26 protein-coding genes and 1 pseudogene are annotated in these 24,128 nt (G+C 71.8%); 16 read left to right on the forward strand and 11 right to left on the reverse strand.

The window, feature by feature from the left end; all coding sequences use genetic code 11:
* Positions 1 to 72 precede the first annotated feature (72 nt).
* Together M4D82_RS15730 and M4D82_RS15735 are read right to left on the reverse strand one after the other, a co-directional pair.
* A complete protein-coding gene (locus M4D82_RS15730) occupies positions 73 to 738 on the reverse strand; it encodes a GntR family transcriptional regulator (RefSeq protein WP_249766652.1) in 666 nt (221 codons plus the stop codon).
* Positions 739 to 846: 108 nt separating this feature from the next.
* Positions 847 to 2,199 (reverse strand): aspartate aminotransferase family protein, encoded by a 1,353-nt coding sequence (locus M4D82_RS15735; RefSeq protein ID WP_249766653.1) that lies wholly within the window; start codon positions 2,197 to 2,199, stop codon positions 847 to 849.
* A 171-nt stretch (positions 2,200 to 2,370) separates the two neighbouring features.
* Here M4D82_RS15735 and M4D82_RS15740 point away from each other — a divergent pair, with 171 nt between their 5' ends.
* The 3 genes from M4D82_RS15740 to M4D82_RS15750 are packed head-to-tail and all read left to right on the forward strand — an operon-like array spanning position 2,371 to position 4,179.
* Positions 2,371 to 3,027 carry a DJ-1/PfpI family protein gene (locus M4D82_RS15740; protein ID WP_249766654.1) on the forward strand — a complete coding sequence of 219 codons (657 nt, stop codon included), beginning with the start codon at positions 2,371 to 2,373 and terminating at the stop codon, positions 3,025 to 3,027.
* A complete protein-coding gene (locus M4D82_RS15745) occupies positions 3,020 to 3,526 on the forward strand; it encodes a MarR family winged helix-turn-helix transcriptional regulator (protein ID WP_249766655.1) in 507 nt (168 codons plus the stop codon). Before M4D82_RS15740 ends, M4D82_RS15745 begins: the two co-directional genes overlap by 8 nt.
* A 5-nt stretch (positions 3,527 to 3,531) precedes the next feature.
* Complete coding sequence (locus tag M4D82_RS15750) at positions 3,532 to 4,179, forward strand: LysE family translocator (protein ID WP_249766656.1); 648 nt, start codon at positions 3,532 to 3,534, stop codon at positions 4,177 to 4,179.
* 42 nt (positions 4,180 to 4,221) lie between these two features.
* Here M4D82_RS15750 and M4D82_RS15755 read toward each other — a convergent pair whose 3' ends face one another.
* Positions 4,222 to 4,704 (reverse strand): HIT family protein, encoded by a 483-nt coding sequence (locus M4D82_RS15755; protein WP_249766657.1) that lies wholly within the window; start codon positions 4,702 to 4,704, stop codon positions 4,222 to 4,224.
* Positions 4,705 to 4,867: 163 nt separating this feature from the next.
* Between M4D82_RS15755 and M4D82_RS15760 the strand changes: the two genes are divergently transcribed.
* The 7 genes from M4D82_RS15760 to M4D82_RS15790 all read left to right on the forward strand — a co-directional run bounded on the left by M4D82_RS15760 (position 4,868) and on the right by M4D82_RS15790 (position 12,463).
* Positions 4,868 to 5,893 (forward strand): alpha/beta hydrolase, encoded by a 1,026-nt coding sequence (locus tag M4D82_RS15760; RefSeq protein WP_249766658.1) that lies wholly within the window; start codon positions 4,868 to 4,870, stop codon positions 5,891 to 5,893.
* Positions 5,886 to 7,142, forward strand: a complete 1,257-nt coding sequence (locus M4D82_RS15765; protein WP_249766659.1) for an acyltransferase family protein — start codon at positions 5,886 to 5,888, stop codon at positions 7,140 to 7,142. The genes M4D82_RS15760 and M4D82_RS15765 overlap by 8 nt, the downstream gene beginning before the upstream one ends.
* A 10-nt stretch (positions 7,143 to 7,152) precedes the next feature.
* The gene (locus tag M4D82_RS15770; protein ID WP_249766660.1) at positions 7,153 to 8,475 is read left to right on the forward strand and encodes a sensor histidine kinase; all 1,323 of its coding nucleotides are present in this window, start codon (positions 7,153 to 7,155) and stop codon (positions 8,473 to 8,475) included.
* Positions 8,472 to 9,143, forward strand: a complete 672-nt coding sequence (locus M4D82_RS15775) for a response regulator (protein WP_249766661.1) — start codon at positions 8,472 to 8,474, stop codon at positions 9,141 to 9,143. Before M4D82_RS15770 ends, M4D82_RS15775 begins: the two co-directional genes overlap by 4 nt.
* 86 nt (positions 9,144 to 9,229) lie before the next feature.
* Positions 9,230 to 10,549, forward strand: a complete 1,320-nt coding sequence (locus M4D82_RS15780) for a sensor histidine kinase (protein WP_249766662.1) — start codon at positions 9,230 to 9,232, stop codon at positions 10,547 to 10,549.
* A complete protein-coding gene (locus M4D82_RS15785) occupies positions 10,546 to 11,205 on the forward strand; it encodes a response regulator (RefSeq protein WP_283844479.1) in 660 nt (219 codons plus the stop codon). Before M4D82_RS15780 ends, M4D82_RS15785 begins: the two co-directional genes overlap by 4 nt.
* 40 nt (positions 11,206 to 11,245) lie before the next feature.
* Positions 11,246 to 12,463, forward strand: a complete 1,218-nt coding sequence (locus M4D82_RS15790) for a cytochrome P450 (RefSeq protein ID WP_249766663.1) — start codon at positions 11,246 to 11,248, stop codon at positions 12,461 to 12,463.
* 26 nt (positions 12,464 to 12,489) lie between these two features.
* Here the strand turns inward: M4D82_RS15790 and M4D82_RS15795 are convergent, their stop codons facing one another.
* Both M4D82_RS15795 and M4D82_RS15800 read right to left on the reverse strand, forming a co-directional pair.
* On the reverse strand, positions 12,490 to 14,106 hold the full coding sequence (locus M4D82_RS15795) for an ABC transporter permease (protein ID WP_249766664.1): 1,617 nt from the start codon (positions 14,104 to 14,106) through the stop codon (positions 12,490 to 12,492).
* The gene (locus M4D82_RS15800) at positions 14,103 to 15,014 is read right to left on the reverse strand and encodes an ABC transporter ATP-binding protein (RefSeq protein WP_249766665.1); all 912 of its coding nucleotides are present in this window, start codon (positions 15,012 to 15,014) and stop codon (positions 14,103 to 14,105) included. The genes M4D82_RS15795 and M4D82_RS15800 overlap by 4 nt, the downstream gene beginning before the upstream one ends.
* A 74-nt stretch (positions 15,015 to 15,088) precedes the next feature.
* On the opposite strand from M4D82_RS15800, the gene M4D82_RS15805 reads away from it, so the two are divergent.
* Entirely contained in the window at positions 15,089 to 15,595 is a 507-nt protein-coding gene (locus M4D82_RS15805; protein ID WP_249771848.1) for a GbsR/MarR family transcriptional regulator, read from the forward strand.
* 15 nt (positions 15,596 to 15,610) lie between these two features.
* Here M4D82_RS15805 and M4D82_RS15810 read toward each other — a convergent pair whose 3' ends face one another.
* The gene (locus M4D82_RS15810) at positions 15,611 to 16,054 is read right to left on the reverse strand and encodes a VOC family protein (protein ID WP_249766666.1); all 444 of its coding nucleotides are present in this window, start codon (positions 16,052 to 16,054) and stop codon (positions 15,611 to 15,613) included.
* Between the two features lie 118 nt (positions 16,055 to 16,172).
* On the opposite strand from M4D82_RS15810, the gene M4D82_RS15815 reads away from it, so the two are divergent.
* Positions 16,173 to 16,547 carry a VOC family protein gene (locus tag M4D82_RS15815; protein WP_249766667.1) on the forward strand — a complete coding sequence of 125 codons (375 nt, stop codon included), beginning with the start codon at positions 16,173 to 16,175 and terminating at the stop codon, positions 16,545 to 16,547.
* A 24-nt stretch (positions 16,548 to 16,571) separates the two neighbouring features.
* On the opposite strand, the gene M4D82_RS15820 is transcribed toward M4D82_RS15815, so the two are convergent.
* A complete protein-coding gene (locus tag M4D82_RS15820) occupies positions 16,572 to 17,441 on the reverse strand; it encodes a diacylglycerol kinase (RefSeq protein WP_249766668.1) in 870 nt (289 codons plus the stop codon).
* Positions 17,442 to 17,625: 184 nt separating this feature from the next.
* On the opposite strand from M4D82_RS15820, the gene M4D82_RS15825 reads away from it, so the two are divergent.
* Positions 17,626 to 18,909, forward strand: coding sequence for an adenylosuccinate synthase (locus M4D82_RS15825; RefSeq protein WP_249766669.1), 1,284 nt, complete (start codon positions 17,626 to 17,628; stop codon positions 18,907 to 18,909).
* Positions 18,910 to 19,000: 91 nt separating this feature from the next.
* On the opposite strand, the gene M4D82_RS15830 is transcribed toward M4D82_RS15825, so the two are convergent.
* Complete coding sequence (locus M4D82_RS15830) at positions 19,001 to 19,309, reverse strand: TetR family transcriptional regulator C-terminal domain-containing protein (RefSeq protein ID WP_249772368.1); 309 nt, start codon at positions 19,307 to 19,309, stop codon at positions 19,001 to 19,003.
* Here M4D82_RS15830 and M4D82_RS15835 point away from each other — a divergent pair.
* From M4D82_RS15835 to M4D82_RS15845, 3 genes and pseudogenes are all read left to right on the forward strand, one after another.
* Positions 19,260 to 19,388, forward strand: a pseudogene (locus tag M4D82_RS15835) (SDR family oxidoreductase); the annotation flags it as partial. The gene M4D82_RS15830 and the pseudogene M4D82_RS15835 overlap by 50 nt on opposite strands.
* Before the next feature lie 91 nt (positions 19,389 to 19,479).
* Positions 19,480 to 19,977, forward strand: a complete 498-nt coding sequence (locus M4D82_RS15840) for a carboxymuconolactone decarboxylase family protein (RefSeq protein ID WP_249766670.1) — start codon at positions 19,480 to 19,482, stop codon at positions 19,975 to 19,977.
* A gap of 91 nt (positions 19,978 to 20,068) precedes the next feature.
* Entirely contained in the window at positions 20,069 to 21,256 is a 1,188-nt protein-coding gene (locus M4D82_RS15845) for a serine hydrolase domain-containing protein (protein ID WP_502988938.1), read from the forward strand.
* Positions 21,257 to 21,262: 6 nt separating this feature from the next.
* On the opposite strand, the gene M4D82_RS15850 is transcribed toward M4D82_RS15845, so the two are convergent.
* From M4D82_RS15850 to M4D82_RS15860, 3 genes are all read right to left on the reverse strand, one after another.
* Complete coding sequence (locus M4D82_RS15850) at positions 21,263 to 22,645, reverse strand: S8 family serine peptidase (protein ID WP_249766671.1); 1,383 nt, start codon at positions 22,643 to 22,645, stop codon at positions 21,263 to 21,265.
* A gap of 118 nt (positions 22,646 to 22,763) precedes the next feature.
* The gene (locus M4D82_RS15855) at positions 22,764 to 23,003 is read right to left on the reverse strand and encodes a DUF397 domain-containing protein (protein ID WP_249766672.1); all 240 of its coding nucleotides are present in this window, start codon (positions 23,001 to 23,003) and stop codon (positions 22,764 to 22,766) included.
* Between the two features lie 2 nt (positions 23,004 to 23,005).
* A complete protein-coding gene (locus tag M4D82_RS15860) occupies positions 23,006 to 23,836 on the reverse strand; it encodes a helix-turn-helix domain-containing protein (RefSeq protein ID WP_249766673.1) in 831 nt (276 codons plus the stop codon).
* Positions 23,837 to 24,128: the final 292 nt, after the last annotated feature.

Below are 24,128 nucleotides of genomic sequence, written 5' to 3' on the forward strand. Positions count from 1 at the left end.
AGGGGTGCGCAGAACCCGCGCGGGCGGGCCGGCCGGGCGGCGCCGCGCGACCGCCTCGGGGCCGCCGCGCGCTCAGAGGCCCGCGGCCCAGTCCAGGCCGTGCTGGTTGTACGCGCGCACGATGCGCCGTACCTCCTCGGCGTCGGCCCGCGTCACCGCGTCGACCAGCTCGTTGTGCCCGTCCCACAGGGCGCCGCGCAGTTCCGTCGCGCCCTGGAGGTGGGGGACGGAGAAGACCCAGCACTGCACGCGGATGCGGTGGAGGAACTCCGAGATGTACGTGTTCTCGACCAACCCGCTCAGTTCTCGCCAGAAGCGGAGGTCGTAGCCGATCAGCACTTCGAGCGAACCGCTGCGGACCGCCCGCCGTGCCTCCTCCGCGCGACGGCGTACGGAAACCAGCCGCTCGCCGGCCTCCGGCGCGACCCCGCGCTCGACGAGCCGGCGGAAGATCCCGTCGAGGATCAGCGTCCGGGCCTCGATCATGCCCCGGAAGTCCTCGAACGAGTAGACGCGGACCCGGAAGCCCCGGTGCTGCACCGATTCCAGCAGCCCCTGTGCCGACAGGTCGACCAGGGCCTCGCGCACCGGGGTCGCGGAGACCTCGTACTGCTCGGCTATCTGCTTGACCGTGAACTCGGTCCCCGGCGGCAGCCGGCCCGCGAGCACCTCGTCGCGCAGCGCGTCCGCGATCTGCTGTCGCAGCGTGTTGCGCGTGACACCTCCGCTGCCTGGCATAGGGGTCCGTCTCCTCCGTAGAACTTCGGACACCTTAGGCCAGGCAGCGCGGCCGAAACCGATCGGTTGGTGATCGGTATGCGGATATACCGATCGTTATACGGATCATCAGCCGCCGGTGGTGTGGCGGTCGGCGACCGTCAGCGCCTCGTCGAGGAGCGCGAGACCCTCCTTGGCCTCCGCGTCCGTCGTCGTGCAGGCCGGGACGACGTGCGTGCGGTTCATGTTGACGAACGGCCACAGACCGGAGGCCTTGCAGGCGGCCGTGAACTCGGCCATCGGCGCGTTGTCCGCCCCGGCGGCGTTGTACGGGACCAGCGGCTCGCGCGTCGCCTTGTCGCGTACGAGCTCCACGGCCCAGAAGGTGCCGAGACCCCGCACCTCTCCGACGGACGGGTGCCGCTCGGCCATCGCGCGCAGCTCGGGGCCGATGACGTCCTCGCCGAGGCGGGCGGCGTTCCCGACGATTCCCTCCTCCTCCATCGCGTTGATCGTCGCGACGGCGGCGGCGCAGGCCAGGGGGTGGCCGGAGTAGGTGAGTCCGCCCGGGTAGGGGCGGGTGGCGAAGGTGTCGGCGATGGCGGCGGAGATGGCCACGCCGCCGAGCGGGACGTAGCCGCTGTTGACGCCCTTGGCGAAGCAGAGCAGGTCCGGGGTGACGTCCCAGTGCTCGGCGGCGAACCACCTGCCGGTGCGGCCGAAGCCCGCCATGACCTCGTCCAGGACGAACACGATGCCGTAGCGGTCGCACAGCTCGCGCACGCCCGCCAGGTAGCCGGCCGGCGGGACCATGATCCCGGCCGTGCCGGGGACCGTCTCCAGGATGATCGCGGCGATGGACTGCGGGCCCTCGAAGGCGATGGTGTCGGCGAGGTGGCGCAGGGCGCGCTCGCACTCCTCGGCCTCGGTCGTCGCGTGGAAGGGCGAGCGGTAGAGGAACGGGCCCCAGAAGTGGACGACGCCTGCGGAGGCGGTGTCCGAGGGCCAGCGGCGGGGGTCGCCGGTCAGGTTGATCGCGGCGGCGGTGGCCCCGTGGTAGGAGCGGTACGCGGAGAGCACCTTCTGGCGGCCCGTGTGCAGACGGGCCATCCGGACGGCGTTCTCCACGGCCTCGGCGCCGCCGTTGGTGAAGAAGATCTTGTCGAGGTCGCCGGGGGTGCGCTCCGCGATGAGGCGTGCGGCCTCGGAGCGGACGTCCACGGCGAAGCCGGGCGCGAGCGTGCAGAGCTTGGCCGCCTGCTCCTGGATGGCGGCGACGACCTTGGGGTGCTGGTGGCCGATGTTGGTGTTGACCAGCTGGGAGGAGAAGTCGAGGAAGCGGTTTCCGTCGTAGTCCCAGAAGTACGAGCCCTCGGCGCCGGCGATGGCCGGCGGGTCGATCAGGGCCTGGGCGGACCACGAGTGGAAGACGTGAGCGCGGTCGGCGGCCTTGACGGTCGCGCCGGTGACATGAGGGGTCATGCGGTCACGCTAGAAGTGCGCAGGTGGGGAGGGGTATCGGCGGATTGTATGGGGGTGGGGCGGCCCTCGGCAGTCTGTCGTGCGCAGGGACTTCGTTGACAGCCGACTGGCATGATGACAGGCTGCTGTCAACGAGGGTTCAACCATCCCGGCTCCACGGAGGCGATCGTCATGAGCGCGACCCAGCACCGACCCGTCCACCTCGCCGTCTACGACACCTACGCGGACTGGGAGACCGGCCACACCACGGCCCACCTCGCCCAGCGCGGTTACGAGATCCGTACGGTCGCGGATGTGGCCGATGCCGCCGATGGGGCCGACGTCGCCGGACGGCCGGTCACCACCATGGGCGGCGTCCGCGTCCTGCCCGACCTGGCGCTCGCGGACCTGCGCCCCGAGGACTCCTCGCTGCTGATCCTGACCGGCGCCTCGCTCTGGGACACGAGCGACGACCTGGCTCCCTTCGCGGAGAAGGCCCGCGAGTTCCTGGCGGCCGGGGTGCCGGTGGCGGCGATCTGCGGAGCCACGGCCGGCCTCGCCCGCGCGGGCCTGCTCGACGACCGCCCGCACACCAGCGGCGCGCTCGCCTACCTCACCGAGCAGCCGGGATACGCGGGCGCCGAGCGGTACGTGGAGGCCGACGCCGTCACGGCGGGCGACCTGATCACGGCCGGCCCGACGGAGCCGGTGGCGTTCGCGCGGGAGGTCTTCGCCCGGCTCGGCGTGTACAAGCCGGACGTGCTGGACGCCTGGTACCGGCTGTTCCACGACTCGGACGCGAGCGCCTTCCCGGTACTGATGGCGGCGGCGGAGGCCGGCGATGCCTGATCCGCTGTCCGAGCCGGTGCCGACGGGGGCGGGGACGGAAGAGGTCGGGCTTTCCGTGCGGGCCCGGCAGGACCTCCTGACCCGGACCGCGCTCGGGGTGTTCCGGCTCAACAGCCAGTTCCTGGAGATCTCGGACGAACTGGCCCGCCCGGCCGGGCTGACGGCGGCGCGGTGGCAGGTCCTCGGCGCCGTGCTGCGGGAGCCGCTGCCGGTGGCGGGGATCGCCCGGTCCATGGGGATCACCCGGCAGAGCGTGCAGCGCGTCGCGGACCTGCTGGTGGCCCAGGGCCTCGCCGAGTACGTCCCGAACCCGGCCCACCGGCGCGCGAAGCTCCTGCGCCCGACGGAGGCGGGCCGCGCGGCCATCGCCCGAATCGAACCGGGCCACGCGAACCTGGCCGGCCGACTCGCCGAGGAGCTCGGCGAAGCCGCCTTCGCGGACACCGTCCGCACCCTGGAACGCCTCTCGGCGGCCCTCGACGCGCTGGTGGCAGACTGAGCCGCGTGCTCACCCAACTCCTCGCGGCGACCGGTGTCCTGGCCCTGCTGACCCTCGTCCCCGGGCCCGACATGGCCGTCGTGACCCGACGCGCCGTCTCGCGCGGGCGCGGTGACGGGCTCCGCACCGTCGCCGGCATCGCCGGTGGGCTGCTCCTGTGGGGCGCGCTGACCGTGGCCGGGCTCGCCGCCCTGCTCGCCGCCTCCGCCGAGGTGTACCTCGTGGTGAAGCTCGCCGGGGCGGCGTACCTGTGTTTCCTCGGCATCCAGTCCCTGCGCCGGCCGGGCGGGGAGATGGACCCGGATTCCTCTTCTTCCTCTTCTTCCGCGTCGTCTGCCGCGTCCCGTTCGCGCGACGCGGGCAGCGGGTGGCGGACCGGGCTGGTCAGCAACACCCTCAACCCGAAGATCGCCGTGTTCTACACTGGCCTGCTGCCCACCCTCGCGCCGCCGGGGCTGTCCCCGACGGCGGGGATGGCCCTGCTCGTCCTGGTCCACGTCCTGTTGACCCTGGCCTGGCTGGGCACGTACGTCTACGTCCTCTCGCGCGCCCGGCGGTTCTTCACGCGGCCGCGCGTCCGGCGGGCGATGGACCGGGTGACGGGGGTCGTGCTGATCGGCTTCGGGGTGCGCGTGGCCACGTCGACGGCGTAAGGCGGCGTAGGGCGGCGTAGGGCGGCGTAGGGCCACGGGGTTTCACGCCTTGAGAAGGCCGTCCAGTTCCGCCGTGATGGCCTCGCGCAGGGCGTCGTGGCGGGGCGCGAGGGCGTGTCGTTCGCCGCGCCAGCACTCCTCGTCCGCGTAGAGCCAGACCGGCATCCGGACGAGGTCGGCGGGCTCCCAGTCGTAGCGGGGCCAGATGTGGGCGTGGAGGTACGGGTCGGTGTTGCCCAGGATCTCGATGTTGACGCGGCGGAAGGCGGGGTCGAGGCGGGCGCAGGCACGCTCGACGGCTTCGGCGAGGCGTTCCAGGTCGGTGAGGTAGGCGAGGCGGCGGGCCGGCGGGAGGTCCGAGAGCCGGGTCACGGTGGGGTCGTCGGTGAGCAGGACGGTGTAGCCGGGCAGGAACTGCCGGTCCCCGATGGCCGCGAAGCCGGAGTCGAGGCGGCGCAGGACGGTGGGGTTCTGCCCTCGGTGTGCGCTGCCTATGCGGTCGTGTCGCCAGTCGATCTCGGTCATTCCCGGACCCTAACGGGGAGGCGCGTAGTGCGTGTCATACCTGAGAGCTATTCGCGAAGGCCGCTCCCCAGTGTGACGCCGACCATGGGGGTCGCTTCCTAACTTCGGTATCGGGCCGGGCGCTTGACCGCCCAGGGCCGAAGACGAGGGAGAGGGACCCGCCATGAGCAGCGCGAGCAGCACGAGCAGCCGCACCGGCCGCGGCACCACGGGCCGTACGAGGCGAGGCCTGTTGGCCGCTCTTGTCGCGGCGGCGGTCGTGGTGCCCGTCTCGGCCGCCGCGTCCCCGCGGGTGCCCGCGCCGGCGCCGGCGCTCGTCGCCGACTCCGCCGATGCGCGGAGCCGTTACGCGGCCAACCTGACGAACCTCGCGGAGGCGGCCCGTATGGCGCGAGAGGCGGGCCGCACGGGCCGCGCCGAGAAGCTGGTGGCGATGACCCGGACCGGGGAGGGGCCGGCCGGTTCCCCGGCGCGGTTCCTCGTCTTCGACGGGCGGGGCACGGGGCGGGCCGTCGAGGTGTTCGGCGATCTGGACACCGCCGAGCGGGTCGCCGTCCTGATACCCGGCTCGGACACCTCCCTGGACACCTACGGGCGGTTCCGGGCCGGGGCGCTGTCGCTCCAGGAGCGGCTGCGGGCCGAGCATCCGCGTACGGCCGTGGTCGCCTGGCTGGGGTACGACACGCCCGGCACCGTCAGCTCCACCGTCCTGACGGCGGGCCGCGCCGATGACGCGGCGGCCGAACTGGGCCCGTTCCTGCGCCGGTTGCAGGGACTGACCCGCGCCGACGCCCGGATATCCCTGCTGTGCCACTCCTACGGCTCCGTGGTCTGCGCCCGGACGCCGACGCCCGACCGGGTCGGTGACATCGCGCTGTTCGGCAGTCCGGGCACGGGCGCCGGGGTGGCCTCCGAGCTGCCGACCGACGCCCGGGTGTGGGCCGGTCGGGGCGGCGACGACTGGATCGGCGGGGTGCCCCATGTGCGCCTCGGCCGGGTCGGTTTCGCCGCCGATCCGGTGGATCCGGCCTTCGGGGCCCGGCTGTTCGATGCCGGAGGCGCCGGCCACAGCGACTACCTGAAGCCGGGCACCACCTCCCTCGACAGCCTGGCCCGCATCGTCCTCGGCGGCCCGTCCACCGCTTCTCCCGTTCCTTCCCGGACCATCCCGGAGGCCTCGCATGCGTAAGCTCCACGCTCGCTGGTCCGTCCTCGCGGACCGCGTCGACCGCGCGACCCCGGCCCGCCGGGACCGCGCCGTGGACGCCCTGCGTGCCTTCGCGATCCTCGGGGTGGTGCTGGGGCACTGGTTGGTGACCGCGCTCACCGAGGTCGACGGCGGCCTGCACGGCGTGAGTCCGCTGGCCCGGATGCCGTGGCTGGCCCCGGTCTCCTGGGTGTTCCAGACCCTGGCCGTGTTCTTCCTGGTCGGCGGGCACGTGGCCGCCGCCGGGTACGGGTCGGCGCGGGCGCGCGGGGTCTCGTACGGGGCCTGGGTGGGGCAGCGGCTCGGGCGGCTGTTCCGGCCGGTCGCCGCCGTGGTCGCGCTGTGGGTGGTCGTGGCGGGTGGGCTGCTGCTGGGGGGTGCGCAGTTCGACACCGTGCGGACCTTGCTCAAGCTGGTGTGGTCGCCGCTGTGGTTCCTGCTGGTGTTCGCGGCGCTGACGGCGGCTACCCCGCTCGTGGCGCGGCTGAGTCCGCTGTGGCCGGTCGCCGTCGTCGCCGGGGTCGATGTGTGGCGGTTCGGGTTCGGCGGGCCGGAGTGGATCGGCTGGGTCAATGTCGCGGCGGGCTGGGTCGTCCCCTACACGCTGGGGGCCGCCTGGTCCCGGGGCGCGTTCCAGCGCCGGCGGCCGGCGCTGCTTCTGCTGGCCGGCGGTGCGGTGGCGACGGCCGCGCTGGTTCTGTGGGGCGGTTACCCGGCGTCGATGGTCGGGGTCCCCGGGGCCGCGATCTCGAACCTGAACCCTCCGACTCTGGCGGCCGTCGCCTTCGGCCTGGCCCAGTGCGGGCTGGCGCTGCTGGTCCGCGAGCCGCTGGCCCGAGCGATGCGCCGCCCCCGCACCTGGGCGAAAGTGGCCCTGGTGAACCTGTCCGCGATGACCGTGTTCCTGTGGCACCAGACCGCGATGATGGCCGTCACCGCCCTCGGGCTGCTGTTCGGCGGGGGCCTGCCCGGTCTGCACACCGCGCCGGACTCGGCCGACTGGATACTGACGCGGCTGCTGTGGCTGCCGGTGTTCGCCGCCGCCCTGGCCGTCTGCTGGTCGGCGTTCCACGTGTACGAGAAGCCCCGCGCCCCCCGCGATCGGCGGCCCTCCCGGATCGTGGCCGCTGGCACCGCCACCGCGCCGCGCCGTGAGCCGCGAGAGCCGCAGGAGCCGCGCGAGCCCGTCGTCGGGCGGGCGGCCGAAGTCGGGGAGATGAGCCGTGCTTAGGCTGGCCCACGTGACCGAGCCGCCGCACCCGCCCCTGATCGACTCCCTCACCGGCGGCGCCGGCGGTGTGCTGCGCGAGCTGTTCACCCTGCGCCGGGACCCGCTCCCCCGGTTGTCGCGGCCGCGCTGGCTGGCCCGACTGCCGCACGTGGTGGTGGTCTACGCGGCCGTCTTCTTCGCCTTCATGACGACCATCCAGTTCGGCGAGCACTACGACGTCGGCGGCGAGCTCCCGCTGGTGGTCTCGGCCATGGTGGGGGTGTCGATCGTGCTGGCGATGTTCCGCCCGGTGGCCGCCTGGTGGCTCGGCCTGCTCGCGGCGGCCATCACGGCCGTCGTGATCCACGACCATGTCGGGCAGGGGCAGTACTGGCCGTGGATGCCGGGCGGGTTCATCGCCTTCGCCCCGCTCATCCTGCTCCTGGCCCTGCGGGTACCGCCCCGGGTGACCATCGCGGCCGTCGGCATCACCCTGGGCCTCACCGGCCTGGCCCAGCTCCTCGCCAAGCCGGAGCACAGTACGCCCGGGTTCTTCGCCGCCGCCCTCCTCTTCGGTTTCACCGCACTGCTCGGGTACGCGCTGCGCGCGGTGCGGCTCACCCGCGGCCAACTCGTCGTCCAGGAGACCCTGACCGAGGAGGAGCGGGCCCGGCGCACCCTCCTGGAGGAGCGCAGCCGCATCGCCCGCGAGCTGCACGACGTGGTCGCGCACCACATGTCGGTGATCTCCATCCAGGCGCAGGTCGCCCCGCACCTCGTGGAGAACCCGTCCGAGGAGCTGAAGGAGAACCTGGCGGGCATTCGGGAGAACGCCCTGGAGGCGCTGACGGAGCTGCGGCGGGTGCTGGGTGTGCTGCGTTCCGAGCATCCGGGGGACCCGTCCGATCCGCAGCATCCGCACCACCCGCAGCCCAACCTCGCCGATCTGGAGGGGCTCGTGGACAACGTGCGGGGGGCGGGCCTGTCGGTCACCACCGAGGTCTCGGGCCTGCGCCGCCCGCTGACGCCGGGCATCGAACTGACCGCGTACCGGATCGTGCAGGAGGCGCTGAGCAACTGTCTGCGCCACGCGCCGGGCTCTGTGGTGGAGGTCGGCATCGCGTACGGGCCGCGTGAGCTGCACCTGTGCGTCGCCAACACCGCGCCGACGCGGCCGGCTCAGCCCTCGCCGGGAGCGGGGCACGGGCTGCTCGGCATGCGCGAGCGTGCGGGCATGCTGGGGGGCGAGCTGGCGGCCGGCCCCCGGCCCGGTGGCGGGTACGAGGTGAGCGCGGTGCTTCCGATGGACCCGCCGGGCGGTTCCCGCTCCGAGACGACGAAGAAGGACGTATGAGTGCTCCGATCAGGGTGATGATCGCCGACGACCAGATGATGGTCCGCCAGGGCTTCACCGTGCTGCTGAACGCCCAGCCCGACATCGAGGTGATCGGGCAGGCCGTGGACGGGGCGGACGCGGTGGCGAAGGTCGCCGAACACGGGCCGGACGTGGTCCTGATGGACATCCGCATGCCCGGGATGGGCGGCATCGAGGCCACCTCCCTCATCACCGCCGTCCCGGAGTCGCAGGTGAAGGTACTGGTGCTGACCACCTTCGACCTCGACGAGTACGTCTACGAGGCCCTGCGGGCAGGCGCCTCGGGCTTCCTGCTGAAGGACGCCTCCGCCGATCAGCTCGCGGAGGCGGTGCGGGTCGTGGCCGCCGGGGAGGCGCTGCTGTCACCGAACATCACGAAGCGGCTGATCACCGAGTTCTCCCGGATGGGGGCGCCGCGCGCGCCCTCCCGCGCCCGGATCGACGAGCTGACGGAGCGGGAGACGGAGGTGCTGTCGCTGATCGCCCAGGGGCTGTCGAACGCGGAGATCGCCGGGCATCTGATCGTGGCCGAGCAGACGGTGAAGACCCATGTGGGGCGGATCCTGGTGAAGCTGGGGCTGCGGGACCGGACGCAGGCGGCGGTGTTCGCGTACGAGACGGGTCTGGTCCGTCCGACGGGCTACTGATCACCCGCGTAGTCCTTGAGGGGGACCCCGAAATCTCCCCATTGCCGCCGACGCGGACGAGGCCGGGCCCGACCTACGGTTTGGGCATGAACCAGACGACCGCCGGGGTGACCCCCCGGCCCCCCGAACTGCGGTTGGCGTCGGGCTTGATGCGGAGCCTGCGCGAGGACCTCGTCGACGACGCCTTCGCCTACCGCCCGTTGGCTCCGTTGCGCGCGGACGGGTCGCTGATCCGCCGGCTCCCGCGGGGGATGGGGCCGAAGGTGGTCCATCTGCCGCACGCGGTCGTGGCCGCGACGGCGTTCCTGGTGGCCGTTCTCTCCACCGCCGAGGCGAGCTTCTCGCCGGGCGCCCAGGTCCTGGTCATGGGCGTGATCGCGGGGGCTCCGGTGCTGATGACACTGGTGCGGCCCGTGGGGGCGTTCTGGTCGATGCTGGCCGCGACCACGGTGTTGTCGTTGTTCGTGGACCGAAGCCTGATCTGGCCCTGGTCCCCGAGTACCTTCCTCGGTCATCTGGCCGTCGTGACCTTCGTGGCCCTGCGGCTCCGTCCGAGGGCGGCCGGCTGGATGTGGATCGTCACGGTGCTGTACGGGGTGGTGCTGCCGGTGCTGCTGGGCGAGGGCCTCGGAACCGCCACGATGGCCTTCTTCTCGGGGGTGTCCCTGTTGGTGGTGACCGTGTGGAACACCCGTCGGCGGGCGCAGGAGGAGGTGAGCGCGCAGCAGGAGGTGACGGCCGTCGAGCGGGACCGGCGGACGCTGCTGGAGGAGCGGACGACCATCGCGCGGGAGCTGCACGACGTGGTCGCGCACCACATGTCGGTGGTGGCGATCCAGGCCGAGGCGGCCCCGTACCGGGTGAAGAACCCGCCGCCGGAGCTGGAGGCGGCGTTCGTCACGATCCGGGAGAACGCGGTGGCGGCCCTGACGGAGCTGCGGCGGGTGCTGGGCGTGGTGCGCTCCTCGGAGTACGAGGCGCCCGATGCCCCGCAGCCGACGCTGGCCTCGCTGGACGGGCTGTTGGCCAACGTGCGGGAGGCCGGCCTGAGCGTGGACAAGACGGTCACGGGGGCGGTGCGGGAGCTGCCGCAGGGCGTGGAGCTGTCGGCGTACCGGATCATCCAGGAGGCGCTGAGCAACACGCTGCGGCACGCGCCGGGTGCGAGCGCCGGGGTCGAGGTGTCGTACGTGCTGGGCGGGCTGGGCATACGGATCGTCAACGGTCCGGCGCTCGATGACGTGCGGCCGTCGCCGGGCGCGGGGCACGGGATCACGGGGATGCGCGAGCGGGTGGCCATGCTGGAGGGGGAGATGACGGCCGAGGAGACGGAGGCCGGCGGGTACGAGGTGGCGGTGTTCCTCCCGGTGCGGGGCCGCTGGAAGGCGGAGGAGGGTTCGGCGTGACGATCAGGGTGTTGATCGTCGATGATCAGATGATGGTCCGTGAGGGCTTCTCCGTCCTGCTGAACGCGATGGAGGGGATCGAGGTGGTCGGTGAGGCGGTCGATGGCCGGCAGGCCGTCGAGCGGGTCGCGGCCCTGCGGCCGGATGTGGTGCTGATGGACATCCGGATGCCGGAGATGAACGGCCTGGAGGCGACGCGGCAGATCATGGCGGGCGGCGCGGACGCGAAGGTGCTGGTCCTGACGACGTTCGACCTCGACGAGTACGTGTACCAGGCCCTACGGGCGGGCGCGTCGGGCTTCCTGCTGAAGGACGCGTCGGCCCGGCAGTTGGCGGACGGGGTACGGGTGGTGGCGGCCGGCGAGGCGCTGCTGGCCCCGTCGGTGACGAAGCGTCTGATCGCCGAGTTCTCGAAGCTGTCCCAGGCCCCGCGCCTCGCCGACCCGAAGGGGGTGACGGAGTTGACGGAGCGGGAGACGGAGGTGTTGGTCCTGATCGCGCAGGGCCTGTCGAACGCGGAGATAGCCGACCGCCTGGTGGTGGCGGAGTCCACGATCAAGACCCACGTCAGCCGCGTCCTGGTCAAACTGGGCCTCCGCGACCGCACCCAGGCGGCGGTGTACGCGTACGAAACCCGCCTGGTGACCCCGGCCTGAAGGCGCGAGCCTCCACCGAGTCACCCCCTAGGGTCGGGGGATGGGTTTTGATCCTTGGGATGCCGCGTTCGTCGCCGATCCGTATCCGGCCTATCGGGAGTTGCGGGAGCGGGGGCGGGTGGTGTGGGCGGAGGCGACCGGGCAGTGGTTGGTGCCGCACCACGCCGATGTCAGTGCGCTGCTGAGGGACCGTCGGTTGGGGCGGACCTATCTGCACCGGTTCACGCACGAGGAGTTCGGGCAGGAGGCGCCGCCGCCGGAGCACGAGCCGTTCCACGTGCTCAACGGCAACGGGCTGCTGGACCTGGAGGATCCCGCGCACGCGCGGGTGCGGCGGCTGGTGGCGAAGGCGTTCACCCCGCGCACGGTGGAGCGGCTCGCGCCGGCCGTGGACCGGCTGGCCCGCGAACTCGCCGCCGGGCTGCGGGCGGCCGGCGGCGGGGACCTGCTGACGGCCGTCGCGGAACCGCTGCCCGTGGCGGTCATCGCGGAGTTGCTGGGCATCCCGGAGTCGGACCGGGGGCTGCTGCGGCCCTGGTCGGCGGACATCTGCGGGATGTTCGAGCTGCGCCCGGACGCGGAGACGGCGCGGCGCGCGGTGGTGGCGAGCGTGGAGTTCAGCGCGTATCTGCGGGCGCTCATCGAGGAGCGCCGCGAACGGCCCGGGGCCGATTTGATCTCCGGCTTGATCGCCGCCCACGATGAGGAGGGCCGACTCAGCGAGCAGGAGATGATCTCCACCTGCGTCCTGCTGCTGAACGCCGGTCACGAGGCGACCGTCAACACGACGATCAACGGCTGGTGGGCCCTTTTCCGCAATCCGGAGCAGCTCGCGGCCCTGCGCGCGGACCCCGGAATCCGGGAACCCGAAAAGTTGTCCACAGCTGTGGATGAACTTTTGCGCTACGACACCCCGCTCCAGATGTTCGAGCGCTGGGTGCTCGATGACATCCGGATCGGGGACACCGTCATCCCGCGCGGCGCCGAACTCGCACTCTTGTTCGGTTCGGCGAACCGGGATCCCGCCCGCTTCGCGGACCCCGACGCCCTCGACCTCACCCGCGCGGACAACCCGCACGTCAGCTTCGGCGCGGGCATCCACTACTGCCTGGGCGCCCCGCTGGCCCGGCTGGAGCTGACCTCCTCCTTCGCCGCCCTCCTCGACCCGGACCTCCCGCCCCTCCGGCTCGTCCGGGAGCCGCAGTGGCAGGAGGGGTACGTGATCCGAGGCCTGCGTGAGCTGCTCGTGGAGTGCTGACCCCTCCCCCGACCGGTGCCCCGCCCCTACGCGAGCAGGTCCCGCCGGCGCAGCGCCGCCAGGGCGCCCACCGTCAGGGCCACCGCCAGGGCGGTGAGGACCCCCAGCGGCGCCCAGTCCACGGCGTCCGCCGGCCCCGGCAGCTTCGGCAGATGCGCGAAGGGTGACAGGTTCATGACCATCCGGGGCAGGTCCAGGGCAGGCCCGATCCACCCGAGGAGAAGCGCCGCCCCCGCCACCGCCCAGGCGGCCACGGCGTACCGGGGCAGCGCCCCGTACAACAGCGCGGCCACCGCCCCGATCAGCCACACCGCCGGCAGCTGCGCGAGGCAGGCGCCCACGGCCCCGCCGAGGTCCCGGCCATGTCCGAGCCCCAGGCCGACCCCGCCGAGCAGCAGGATCAGCGCCGACCCGCCGAACGCGACGGCCAGGTGCCCGGCGGCCCAGCGCAACCGACCGACGGCGTTCGCGAGCAGCGGCTCCGCCCGCCCGCCGGTCTCCTCGCCGTGCAGACGCAGCACCGCGGAGACCACGTACAGCGCGGCGACCAGCCCCAACAACCCGGCCATCGCCGCAAGGAAGGCGTCGGTGAGAGCAGCACCCGAGACGCCCGCGCCCACACCTTCCCGCCCGCCCATCCGCTCGATGATCTGACGGGTCTTCTCGTTGCCCCCGACCACCTCGGCGGCGCCGTCCGCCATCCCGCCGAAGACCACGCCTGCCGCGAGGAAGCCCAGCGCCCAACCGAGCAGGCCGCCGCGCTGCAACCGCCAGGCCAGGGCGCCCACCGTGCCGAGCCGGCCCTCGGCCGGACCGGGCCGGGCGGGCACGAAGCTCATGCCCAGGTCCCGCCGGCCCGCCAGGACGTACGCGACTCCCGTCAGCGCCACGACCCCGGCCGCGAACAGGGCGAGCACCCAGGGGCGTTCGCCCGCGAAGGCCCGTACGTTCTCCAGCCAGCCGAGCGGCGAAGACCAGGTCAGGGCGGATCCGCCGCCCGCCGTACCGGAGTCGCCGGCCGCCTTCAGGACGTACGCGGCGCCCAGCGCGGCCGCCACGAGCCCTTTCGCGGCCCGCGCGCTCTCGGTGAGTTGCGCGGCGACGGCCGCCACGCCCGCGAAGAGCAGCCCACAGCCCGCGACGCCCGCGCCCAGCACGACGGCTCCCGTCGTCCCCTGCCCGGCGAGTCCGGCCGTGATGATCAGGGCCACGCATCCGTTGGCCACCAGCGCCGCGAGCAGCGCGGCGGTCAGCGGCGCGGCCCGCCCCACCGCGCCCGCCGCGAGCATCTCCTGACGGCCCGTCTCCTCTTCCTCCCGCGTGTGGCGTACGACGATGACCAGGCTCATCACGGCCGCGAGCACCCCCGCGTAGACCCCCGACCGCCAGGCGGTGAGGGCGCCGAGGGAGTCGCCGAAGACGGGCCCGTACAGGGCACGCATCGAGCCGTTGGCGTTCATCGAGGCGGCGACGGCGACGCGTTCGGCGGCGGTGGCGTACAGGGTGCCCAGCGAGCCGGGCATGCTCACCACCAGCAGGCCGGTGACGAGGATCCACACCGGCGCCATCACCCGGTCGCGGCGCAGCGCGAGCCGCAGCAGGGCCCCGGTACCCGCGAACCGGCCCTCCAGTCGAAGCTTCATCGCCCCGCCGCCCGTTCCTCGACGCGATCCTCGGTGTAGTGCCGCAGGAACAGCTCCTCCAGCGTCGGCGGAGTCGAGACCAGCGACCGCACCCCCGTGCCGGTCAGGGTCCGCAGGACGTCGTCCAGCCGGTCGGTGTCGGCCTGCAGGCGGACGCGCTGCCCGCGCACCTCGACGTCGTGGACGCCCGGCAGGTTCGCGAGGCCGTTCGGCGGCCCGGCCAGCTCGGCGGTGATCGACGTACGGGTGAGGTGGCGCAGCTGCGCGAGGCTGCCGCTCTCCACGGTGCGGCCCGCGCGGATGATGCTGACGCGGTCGCAGAGGGACTCGACCTCGCTGAGGACGTGCGAGCTGAGCAGCACGGTGCGGCCGGCGTCGCGCGCCTCGGCGACGCAGCGTTGGAAGACCTCCTCCATCAGCGGGTCGAGGCCGGAGGTGGGTTCGTCGAGGATGAGCAGTTCGGCGTCGGAGGCGAAGGCGGCGACGAGGGCCACCTTCTGCCGGTTGCCCTTGGAGTACGTACGCCCCTTCTTGGTCGGGTCGAGTTCGAACCGCTCGATCAGCTCGGCCCGCCGGGCGCGGTCGAGGCCGCCGCGCAGGCGCCCGTAGAGGTCGATGACCTCGCCGCCCGACAGGTTGCGCCACAGGGTGACGTCGCCGGGGACGTAGGCGATGCGGCGGTGGAGCTCCACGGCGTCGGCCCAGGGGTCGCCGTCGAGGAGGGTCACGGTGCCGGAGTCGGCGCGCAGCAGACCGAGGAGGACTCGGATGGTGGTGGACTTCCCGGCGCCGTTGGGGCCGAGGAAGCCGTGCACCTCGCCGGTGGCGACGTCGAGGTCGAGCCCGTCGAGCGCGGGGGTACGGCCGAACGCCTTGCGGAGTCCGGCGACATGGATGGCCTTCGTCATGTTCTGAACGTACGCTACTTTCACAAAATTGTGAACCTCGGGAATCGCGTAAAGTTCGAAGGGTGGCAGACACGATGGATACACAGGGCACGGACGACACGGCCGACGCACGGGACGACGAGGCCATCTCCCGCTTCGTCGAGCGGTTCGCCGCGCAGCTGACCGAGGCGGGCATGCAGCGGATGGCCTCCCGCGTCTTCGCCCGGCTCCTCGCGAGCGACAGCGGCGCCATGACCTCCGCCGAACTCGGCGGGGCACTGCGGATCAGCCCGGCGGCCGTCTCGGGCGCGATCTCCTACCTGACGCAGGTCGGCATGGTCAGCCGCGAACGCGAGCCGGGTTCACGCCGCGACCGCTACGTCCTGCACAACGAGCTCTGGTACGAGACCTTCACCCAGCGCGACCAGGTCCTCGCCCTCTTCGAGAAGACCCTCCGCGACGGCGCGGCCGGCCTCGGCCCGGACTCCCCGGCGGGCACGCGGGTCGCGGAGACGGCGGCGTTCTTCGCCTTCCTCCAAGACGAGATGCGCGGCCTGATGGACCGCTGGCGCAAGCACCGCGCGGGCCTGAACCTGCCGTAAGGGCCGACGTACGACCTACAGCGACCCGAAGTCGGGGACGGTCACGGTCCCGTCCTCGGCCAGGAGGAAGCCCGGGTTGTGGGCGATCTCCCACAGGTGCCCGTCCGGGTCGGCGAAGCAGCCCGCGTAGCCGCCGTAGGACGTCGCCCCGGCCGGCTTGGTGACGGTGGCCCCGGCCTGCCGCGCCGCCGCGAGGAGCGCGTCCACCTCGTCCGGGGAGCGCAGGTTGTGCGCCAGAACGACGCCCCCGAAACCGGTGCCGGTACCGGTACCGGCACCGTCGAGCCCGCAGTCCAACGCGAGCTTCTCGCGCCCCCACAGGACCACCCCGAGGCCGCCCGCCTGGAAGAAGACGGTCTCCTCGACCTCCTGCCCCCGCCAGCCCAGGGCCTCGTAGAACGCCCGGGACCGCCCGAGATCGGCGACGCCCAGGGTGATGAGAGTGACGCGCTGCTCCATGCCCGGAAGCTAACACGCACACCGGCGCCGGGGGCGGTGCCCCGCCCCGCTCGACTGCCTTCCGGCCCGGCGCGACGATGGGGGAAGGGGATACCGCTCCCACCTCGAAGGGCTGATCATGTTCCAGGACAGCAAGGCGTTCAGCGGCTTCTCGGTCGACGACCTCGACGAGGCCCGGCGGTTCTACGGGGACACGCTCGGCCTGCGTGTCTCCGACGACAACGGGATGCTCGCCCTGCACCTCGCCGGCGACACCACCGTGCTCGTGTACCCGAAGGACAACCACGAGCCCGCGAGCTTCACGATCCTCAACTTCCCCGTGGACGACGTCGAGCGCGCCGTCGACGCGCTGACCGCCGCCGGGGTCCGCATGGAGCGCTACCCGGAGTTCGAGGCGGACGACAAGGGCATCGTCCGCGTCGAGGACGGGCCGACCATCGCCTGGTTCAAGGACCCGGCCGGCAACGTCCTGTCCGTCCTCGAACCGATGTGAGCCCGGCCCACCCGCGCCGCGCCCCTACCTCGGCAGCGTCAGTGACCACGCCGCCCGCCGCACCGTCCACGTACGCCGACGCACCGGCCCCGCCAGGGCGTGGTCGGCCCGGTAGCGGAAGTCCGCCCCCGAGGCCCCCGACACCGTGATCGCCTCCGCGCACCCCGTCAGCGGCGCGGCCCCCGCCAGCCGGACGACCACCTCCGCCGGGCCGCCGACCCCGCTGGTGCGCACCGCGACGTCCTCCACCGGGTGCTCCACGTCCGCGAGCACCACCCCGTCGACCTCCACCCGCAGCCGGTGCACCCGCCGCCCCGGCGGGGCCGCGGGGCTCGGCAGCAGCGTGCGCAGCAGGGAGCGGTACGTGCCACCCCACCGGGTGACCGGCACCGTGCGCGGCGCCGGCCCGATGCTCAGCCCGCCCAGCACCACCCCGTCGCCGTCGTCCACCAGCAGGTCCCGGGGGTACGACACGCCGTCCAGCGCGGCCCGCGCCGCCAGCACCGCGGACTGCGGCACGCCGAGCGAGCGGGCCAGTCCCAGCGCCCCCGCCGGCCCGACCGGCACCAGCGACACCACGGCCTCCGGACGGTCGCCGCCCAGGTCACCCAGGTCACCCAGGTCACCCACGTCGCCCCGCTCGCCCCACTCCCGGTGCAGCAGCCCCACGGCGCGCACCAGCGCCCGGTCGTCGCCCACGACCACCGGCCGCCGATGACCCCGGCGGGCGAGTGCCCGCGCAAATTCCTCCTGCGAATCCGGGAGGCAGATTTTCGCCGCGGCCCCCGCTGACAAGACATCCTTCGCGATTCGCACGGACTCGCCGTCAAGACGGCGGGCGACCGGGTCGATGAGCACGAGCAGTCCGCCGACCGGCGCACCCGCTTGGCTCATGGCGGGCTCTGGAGCCGACACCTCGGTCCTTCCTCGGGTAGCATCTTTGTGCAAGAGGCCCTTGCGCTATTGCGCCAGGGCCTTCGTCTATTCCGGGGCACCGGTCCGACGGCTCAGCCTGCGGTGTACATCGTCGTACGCCCCCTGACCTTGGACATGCCCCATCCGGAAGAGGTGTACGCCTGTGCCCGCTCTTGTGCTGCTCGGAGCTCAGTGGGGTGACGAGGGCAAGGGAAAGGCCACCGACCTGCTCGGTGGATCCGTTGACTATGTGGTGCGCTACCAGGGTGGCAACAACGCCGGCCACACGGTCGTCGTAGGCGACCAGAAGTACGCGCTGCACCTTCTCCCTTCCGGCATCCTCTCCCCCGGATGCACCCCGGTCATCGGTAACGGTGTCGTCGTGGACCCGGCCGTCCTGCTCTCCGAGCTGCACGGTCTGAACGAGCGCGGCATCGACACGTCCAAGCTGCTCATCAGCGGTAACGCGCACCTGATCACGCCGTACAACGTCACCCTCGACAAGGTCGGCGAGCGCTTCCTCGGCAAGCGCAAGATCGGCACCACCGGTCGCGGCATCGGTCCGACGTACGCGGACAAGATCAACCGCATCGGCATCCGCGTCCAGGACCTCTACGACGAGTCGATCCTCACGCAGAAGGTCGAAGCGGCGCTGGAGGGCAAGAACCAGCTCCTCGCGAAGCTCTACAACCGCCGCGCGATCGACGCCGCCGCGATCGTGGAGGAGATGCTCCAGTACGCGGAGCAGATCAAGCCGTACGTCGCCGACACCACCCTCATCCTCAACAACGCGCTGGACGAGGACAAGGTCGTGCTCTTCGAGGGCGGCCAGGGCACCCTGCTCGACGTCGACCACGGCACGTACCCCTTCGTGACCTCCTCGAACCCCACCGCCGGCGGCGCCTGCACCGGCACCGGCGTGGGCCCGACGAAGATCAGCCGCGTCATCGGCATCCTGAAGGCCTACACGACCCGTGTCGGCGCCGGCCCGTTCCCGACCGAGCTGTTCGACGAGGACGGCGAGGCGCTGCGGCGCATCGGTGGCGAGCGCGGTGTCACCACCGGCCGTGACCGCCGCTGTGGCTGGTTCGACGCGCCGATCGCCCGTTACGCCACCCGCGTGAACGGTCTGACGGACTTCTTCCTCACCAAGCTGGACGTGCTGACCGGCTGGGAGGAGATCCCGGTCTGCGTCGCGTACGAGATCGACGGCAAGCGCGTCGAGGAGCTCCCGTACTCGCAGTCGGACTTCCACCACGCGAAGCCGATCTACGAAACCCTCCCGGGCTGGTCCGAGGACATCACCAAGGCCCAGACCTTCGCGGACCTGCCGAAGAACGCGCAGAACTACGTGAAGGCCCTGGAGGAGATGTCGGGCGCCCCGATCTCCGCGATCGGCGTCGGCCCCGGCCGCACCGAGACGATCGAGATCAACTCGTTCATCTAAAAGCAGTACGCAGTACGCAGAGCAGCAGTACGCACCCCACAGGGGCGGTCCCGCACACCGCGCGGGCCCGCCCCTGTGGCGTGTCCGGGGCTCAGCGCGGCGCCCCGGGCCAGGCGGCGAGTGCCAGTTCGGCGGTTTCGGTCAGCTCGGTCGCCGTGGCTCCGTCGCGGGCGCGCTGGGACATGCCCTGGATGACGGCGGCGAAATACGCGGCCAGGGCACGGGGGTCGGCCGAGCCCGGTAGTTCGCCGGTCCGCTGTGCCGTCTGAAGGCGGGCCCGGAAGACCTCCAGGTTCCTGTTGCGCAGGTCGCGCAGGAACGCCCCCACCTCGACGTCCCGCGGGGTGACGTCGGTGGCCGCGCTGGGCCGGGTCGGACAGCCGGAAGACGTGGCCGACACCGTGGCCTTCCTCGCCTCCGACGACGCACGCTGGGTGACCGGCCGCGTGATCGACGCGACGGGCGGCGCCGGCCTGTAGCCGAAACTTTTTCCCGCTTCCTGTCACATCCGCTCGCTCCCCCGGGTCATTGCAGTGAAGACGCAACGCAGAGACCCCAAGGAGAGCAACCATGACGGACAACGCCACCACCTCGATCTCCCGGATGCCGAACCCCGGCGAGTTCGTGCCCGAGCTGGCCGACGTCAGTGCCGCCCTGTTCCGGGCCACCGGCAACCGTTCGGTGCCGCGCAGCACCATGAGCCTGGTGCACCTGCGGGCCGGGCAGATCGTCGGGAACACCTACCTGACCGTCCTGAACACCAGCTTCCTGCGGAAGGCCGGGGTGTCCGAGGAGCGGATCACCGCCGTCTCCTCCTGGCAGGACGCCCCGTACTTCTCGGACGCCGAGCGGGCGGCGCTCGCGCTGGTCGAGGCCACCCTCCAGCCGGCCCCGTACGGCAAGGAGCGGGTCTCGGACGAGCTGTACGCGGAGGTGGCGAAGCACTACGACGACAAGGCGCTGGCCACGCTCACCATCGCGATCGGCCAGATCAACTTCTTCATCGCCCTGGCCGTCATCGGCAAGCCGCAGCCGGTGGCCTCCCTCGCCGACCAGCAGTGGGACTGAGCCGGCGCGCGGCGCCCGTCGTCCGGGCCTAGCCTGAGACAGCCTAGTCTGAGACAGCCGTTCAGGTCCCCGGACGACGGGAGGCGCGCAGGTGCTACCGATACCCGTACGGCTACGCCTGGCCGCGTTGGCGGCCACGGCGGCGGCCGTCCTCATCGCCCCGACCGCCCCGACCGGCGCGGTGGGCGCGGTCCACGTCGAGGACACCCCCTTCCCGCCGCTCACCCCGGCCGTCGCCGCCGAGCTGGACGCGGCCATCCAACGCACCCTGCGCGAGACGCGCGTACCCGGCGTGGTCGTCGGTCTGTGGGCCCCGGGCAAGGGGAGCTACGTGAAGACCTTCGGGGTGGCGGACAAGGCGACGTCCGCCCCCATGAAGACCGACCTCAACTTCCGCATCGGCAGCGAGACCAAGACGTTCACGGTCACCGCCTTGCTCCAGCTGGTGGACCAGCACAAGCTGAGCCTGGACGACCCCATCGGGAAGTACGTCAGCGGTGTCCCGAACGGCGACCGCATCACCCTGCGCGAGCTCGCCGGCATGCGCAGCGGGCTCTACAACTACAGCGAGGACCCCGACTTCGACAAGGCACTCCTCGCCGGGCAGGTCTTCACGCCGCAGCAGTTGCTGGACTACTCCTTCAAGCACGGCGTGCAGTTCGCGCCGGACGCGAAGTTCGACTACTCCAACACCAACCTGATCCTGCTCGGCCTGGTGATCGAGAAGGTGACGGGCCGGTCGATCCAGCAGGTCGTCAACGACGACGTGGTGAAGCCGGCCGGACTCCGCCGCACCCTCTTCCCGACCGGCGCCGAGTACCCCGACCCGCACCCGCAGGGCTACACCGAGGTGTCGGACAAAATCGTCAACGCGACGGACTGGAACCCCTCCTGGGCATGGGCCGCCGGCGCGGTCATCTCCGACCTCCAGGACCTCCGCAGCTGGGCCAAGACCCTGGCCACGGGCACGCTGCTGACCCCCGCGACCCAGGCGGAACGCCTGAAGACGAAGCCGATCGGCGAGATCCCGGGCGCGGGCTACGGCCTGGGCGTCTTCGACGTCCAGGGCTGGATCGGCCACAACGGGTCCCTGCCGGGCTACGAGAGCCTGACCGTGTACCTGCCGGAGGAGCAGGCGACGATGGTCGTCCTGCTCAACACGGACGCCCTGGTGGACGGGCAGGAGCCGAGCACGCTGTTCGGCGAGGCGATCACCGACATCGTGACGCCGGACCACGTCTACCCGGGCCACAAGGTGACGGCTCCCCGCCCGAGCTAGTACCGATCAGTATCCGCCGGCGTGGACGAGGTGTCCGTAGAACCGGTTGCCGACGGGGGAGTTGGGGTCCCCGGTGAAGCCGTACGAGGCCGGCTGGGCGGCGGCGTCGGCGCGGAGCTTGCTGATGACCTGGGCCGGTGTCATTCCGGCGCAGGGGCCGGCGAGACACAGGGCGGCGGTGCCGGCGACGTGTGGCGAGGCCATCGAGGTGCCCGAGAGCACCGTCGTGGTGTCGCCGGAGCCCCTGACGAGACGGGTGGACAGGATGCACACCCCCGGAGCGGCGATGGTGTGGCCGGCGTCCGCGGACCCGATGGTGGTGAAGTTGGAGAAGGAGGCGTACCTGTCGTCCGTGCCGGTGAAGCAGCTGAACGTGCCGCCTCCACCCGGTTGGCCGTTGGCGTCCTGCATGGCGGTGACGGCGAGCACCTCGTCGTAGGCGGCCGGAACGGCCTGGGCCAGGTCTCTGCCTTCGTTGCCGGCCGCGACCACGACCGTCACACCTGCCTGGTTCACCACCCGGCAGATCGCGAAGTGCATCACGTCGTTGTTGGTCAGCCCGCAGTTGCCGTCGTCCGAACCCCGGCCGCCCAGGCTCATGTTGATCACGTCGATGCCCTCGCTCTGGGCGTGTTCGGCCACCCAGTCGAGCCCGCACGCGAAGTGCGAGAACCGGCCGCGGCCGCCGGCGTTGAGCACCTTGATCGCGTACAGGCGGGCGCCGGGTGCGGTCCCCACGACGTCCACATCGTTGTCCTCCGCCCCGACCGTGCCGGCGACGTGCGTGCCGTGGCCGTTGTCGTCCTGCGGCGGCTGGTTTCCGGGCTGCCCCAGACAGTTGAACCCGCCGGCCACGTTGAGGTCGGGGTGGGTCATGTCGATCCCCGTGTCGAGGACCGCCACTCCGGCGTCCACCGAACCGGTGCCGTTCCCGGCCTGTGTGCTGCTCTGGTCCGCTTCCACCCGGTCCACTCCGGTGGGCAGGACCTGTGCGGCGGCCTGGACCGACCGGTCGTCGCCCACCATCATCACGCTGGGATCCGCCCGCAGCCGTGCCACCTGGGATTCGGGAAGAAGGGCCGAGTAGCCGGTGAAGGCGTGCCGGTAGACGAATTCGGGCTCTCCCCCGTAGCGGCGGCGGTGTTCCTCCACGATCGAGTCGACCCGGGCCCTCGTGGAGTCCCGGAGGACGACCACGTAGCGGCCCATGGCCTGCTGTGTACCCGTGGGTTCGGCCGTCACCGGCCCGCCGGCCGGCAGCCCTGCCAGCGCCCCCGCCAATACCGCGGTCGCGACGGCCACCCTGCCCGGCAGCCATCTGGCCCACTTCTCGAACGCCATGTCCGACTCCTGTTCGATGGTCGCCGCCCGGAACGCGCGTCCGGACATCGAACAGGAGCAAACAGCACGCCCACCCCCGAACCTGTCCGAAGCCGCGGCGCTCCGCTGCGGCTCCCCCGAACGGCTCACGCCCCGGGCCACCATCGGCGGCACGGCCGACCCCGCGCTACGCCCGCGCGGCCCACCCGGCGAAGCCGGCCCACGCGGCGGGGGCCACCGTCAGACTCGGCCCGAGGTTCTTCGAGTCCCGCACGTGGACCGCGTGCGGGCACCCGGCGACCTCGACGCAGGCGCCGCCACTGCTGTCGCTGTAGCTCGACTTCCGCCAGTCGTACGCCACCTCGACGCAGGCGCCGCCGCCGCCGTCGCTGTAGCTCGACTTGAACCACTTCAGGGTGCCTGCCATCGCTACTCTCCCGCCAACCTCTCGATGAAACCCAGCGATTCACGTGGGTCCAAGGCCTGTGCGCGGATCTTCGCATACCGCTGGGCGTAGAGGCTCACCTTGCCCGGATCGCTGATCAACATGCTCTCGTCCTGCTGCTCCATATACAGCAGCCGCTCATGGCGCGGTGTTTCGACAAGGCTCATGGCCCCACTCGTACCAGCATGTTCACCGGAGAAGCCACAGTCCAGTGGCAGTACCTGCACTGTCACACTGCGGCGCTGGGCAAGCTCGGCCAGGTACCGGAACTGGGCGCGCATGATGGCCTTGCTGCCGATGCCTCGGCGCAACGCGCCTTCGTCGACCACGAACTCGACGAGAGCAGTCGGGTCACGATCGAACAGCGCCTTCCGCGCCATGCGACCCTCGATCAGCTCTTGGACACGTTGCTCCGACAGCACCGGATATCCACCCTCGAAAAGGGCACGGGCGTAGTCCTCGGTCTGGAAGATCCCGTAGATCACTCGCGTCTCGAAGAGGCAGAGGGTCAGTGCCTCCTGTTCCAGGCTGAAGAAGTCTTGGAAGTGTGGGGCAAACGTATCGACCCGTACCAGTTCCCGCGCGAAGTCGAACGCGCCCAGCCCATTCCCGATCTTTCCCTCCAGCTTGACCAGCATCTCGTCGCTCGCCGGTTGCGCGCAGGTTTCCAAAGCGCTGATGGCAGCACCCGAGTAGCCCAGGATCACGCCGAGCTCCCTCTGAGTCAGCCCTGCCCGCTCCCTGAGCACTCTCGCCAGGTGAGCCACCAGCCGGGTCACGCCACTGGCCTGCCGCTTGTTCGAAGACTTCGCCATTCGATCAACCCCGAACTCAACCGAACTCAACCGAACTCAACCAGCGCGGCCTGAGTTTCTACCGTTTGGAGCCCTTGAGTCGGGGCTCTGGAAAACGGTAGACCTGACGCATCACCCTTGTTCCATGAACACCGAAAGCGATTCCGCCAACCCCCAAAAGCCCGGCTGGGTTCCCGCTCACGGCATCTCAATCCGCAAGGCTGGCGTGCAATTTGACGCGCTACGTGTGGACGGTGACATGGGACGGAACCTCGCCGATCTCCTCGTCACGCTCACGGGCGGTGACCCCGGT

The organism is Streptomyces sp. RerS4 (assembly GCF_023515955.1).
In the GTDB taxonomy this organism is placed as follows: domain Bacteria; phylum Actinomycetota; class Actinomycetes; order Streptomycetales; family Streptomycetaceae; genus Streptomyces.

Coding starts and splice junctions, on each gene's coding strand:
- M4D82_RS15820 (WP_249766668.1), bottom strand. CDS start 17,441: ATGAGCCAAGCGGGTGCGCCGGTCGGCGGACTGCTCGTGCTCATCGAC.
- M4D82_RS15840 (WP_249766670.1), top strand. CDS start 19,480: ATGACGGACAACGCCACCACCTCGATCTCCCGGATGCCGAACCCCGGC.
- M4D82_RS15860 (WP_249766673.1), bottom strand. CDS start 23,836: ATGGCGAAGTCTTCGAACAAGCGGCAGGCCAGTGGCGTGACCCGGCTG.
- M4D82_RS15755 (WP_249766657.1), bottom strand. CDS start 4,704: ATGACCGAGATCGACTGGCGACACGACCGCATAGGCAGCGCACACCGA.
- M4D82_RS15855 (WP_249766672.1), bottom strand. CDS start 23,003: ATGGCAGGCACCCTGAAGTGGTTCAAGTCGAGCTACAGCGACGGCGGC.
- M4D82_RS15780 (WP_249766662.1), top strand. CDS start 9,230: ATGAACCAGACGACCGCCGGGGTGACCCCCCGGCCCCCCGAACTGCGG.
- M4D82_RS15735 (WP_249766653.1), bottom strand. CDS start 2,199: ATGACCCCTCATGTCACCGGCGCGACCGTCAAGGCCGCCGACCGCGCT.
- M4D82_RS15740 (WP_249766654.1), top strand. CDS start 2,371: ATGAGCGCGACCCAGCACCGACCCGTCCACCTCGCCGTCTACGACACC.
- M4D82_RS15775 (WP_249766661.1), top strand. CDS start 8,472: ATGAGTGCTCCGATCAGGGTGATGATCGCCGACGACCAGATGATGGTC.
- M4D82_RS15730 (WP_249766652.1), bottom strand. CDS start 738: ATGCCAGGCAGCGGAGGTGTCACGCGCAACACGCTGCGACAGCAGATC.
- M4D82_RS15745 (WP_249766655.1), top strand. CDS start 3,020: ATGCCTGATCCGCTGTCCGAGCCGGTGCCGACGGGGGCGGGGACGGAA.
- M4D82_RS15810 (WP_249766666.1), bottom strand. CDS start 16,054: ATGGAGCAGCGCGTCACTCTCATCACCCTGGGCGTCGCCGATCTCGGG.
- M4D82_RS15805 (WP_249771848.1), top strand. CDS start 15,089: ATGGATACACAGGGCACGGACGACACGGCCGACGCACGGGACGACGAG.
- M4D82_RS15850 (WP_249766671.1), bottom strand. CDS start 22,645: ATGTCCGGACGCGCGTTCCGGGCGGCGACCATCGAACAGGAGTCGGAC.
- M4D82_RS15790 (WP_249766663.1), top strand. CDS start 11,246: ATGGGTTTTGATCCTTGGGATGCCGCGTTCGTCGCCGATCCGTATCCG.
- M4D82_RS15800 (WP_249766665.1), bottom strand. CDS start 15,014: ATGACGAAGGCCATCCATGTCGCCGGACTCCGCAAGGCGTTCGGCCGT.
- M4D82_RS15815 (WP_249766667.1), top strand. CDS start 16,173: ATGTTCCAGGACAGCAAGGCGTTCAGCGGCTTCTCGGTCGACGACCTC.
- M4D82_RS15765 (WP_249766659.1), top strand. CDS start 5,886: ATGCGTAAGCTCCACGCTCGCTGGTCCGTCCTCGCGGACCGCGTCGAC.
- M4D82_RS15760 (WP_249766658.1), top strand. CDS start 4,868: ATGAGCAGCGCGAGCAGCACGAGCAGCCGCACCGGCCGCGGCACCACG.
- M4D82_RS15795 (WP_249766664.1), bottom strand. CDS start 14,106: ATGAAGCTTCGACTGGAGGGCCGGTTCGCGGGTACCGGGGCCCTGCTG.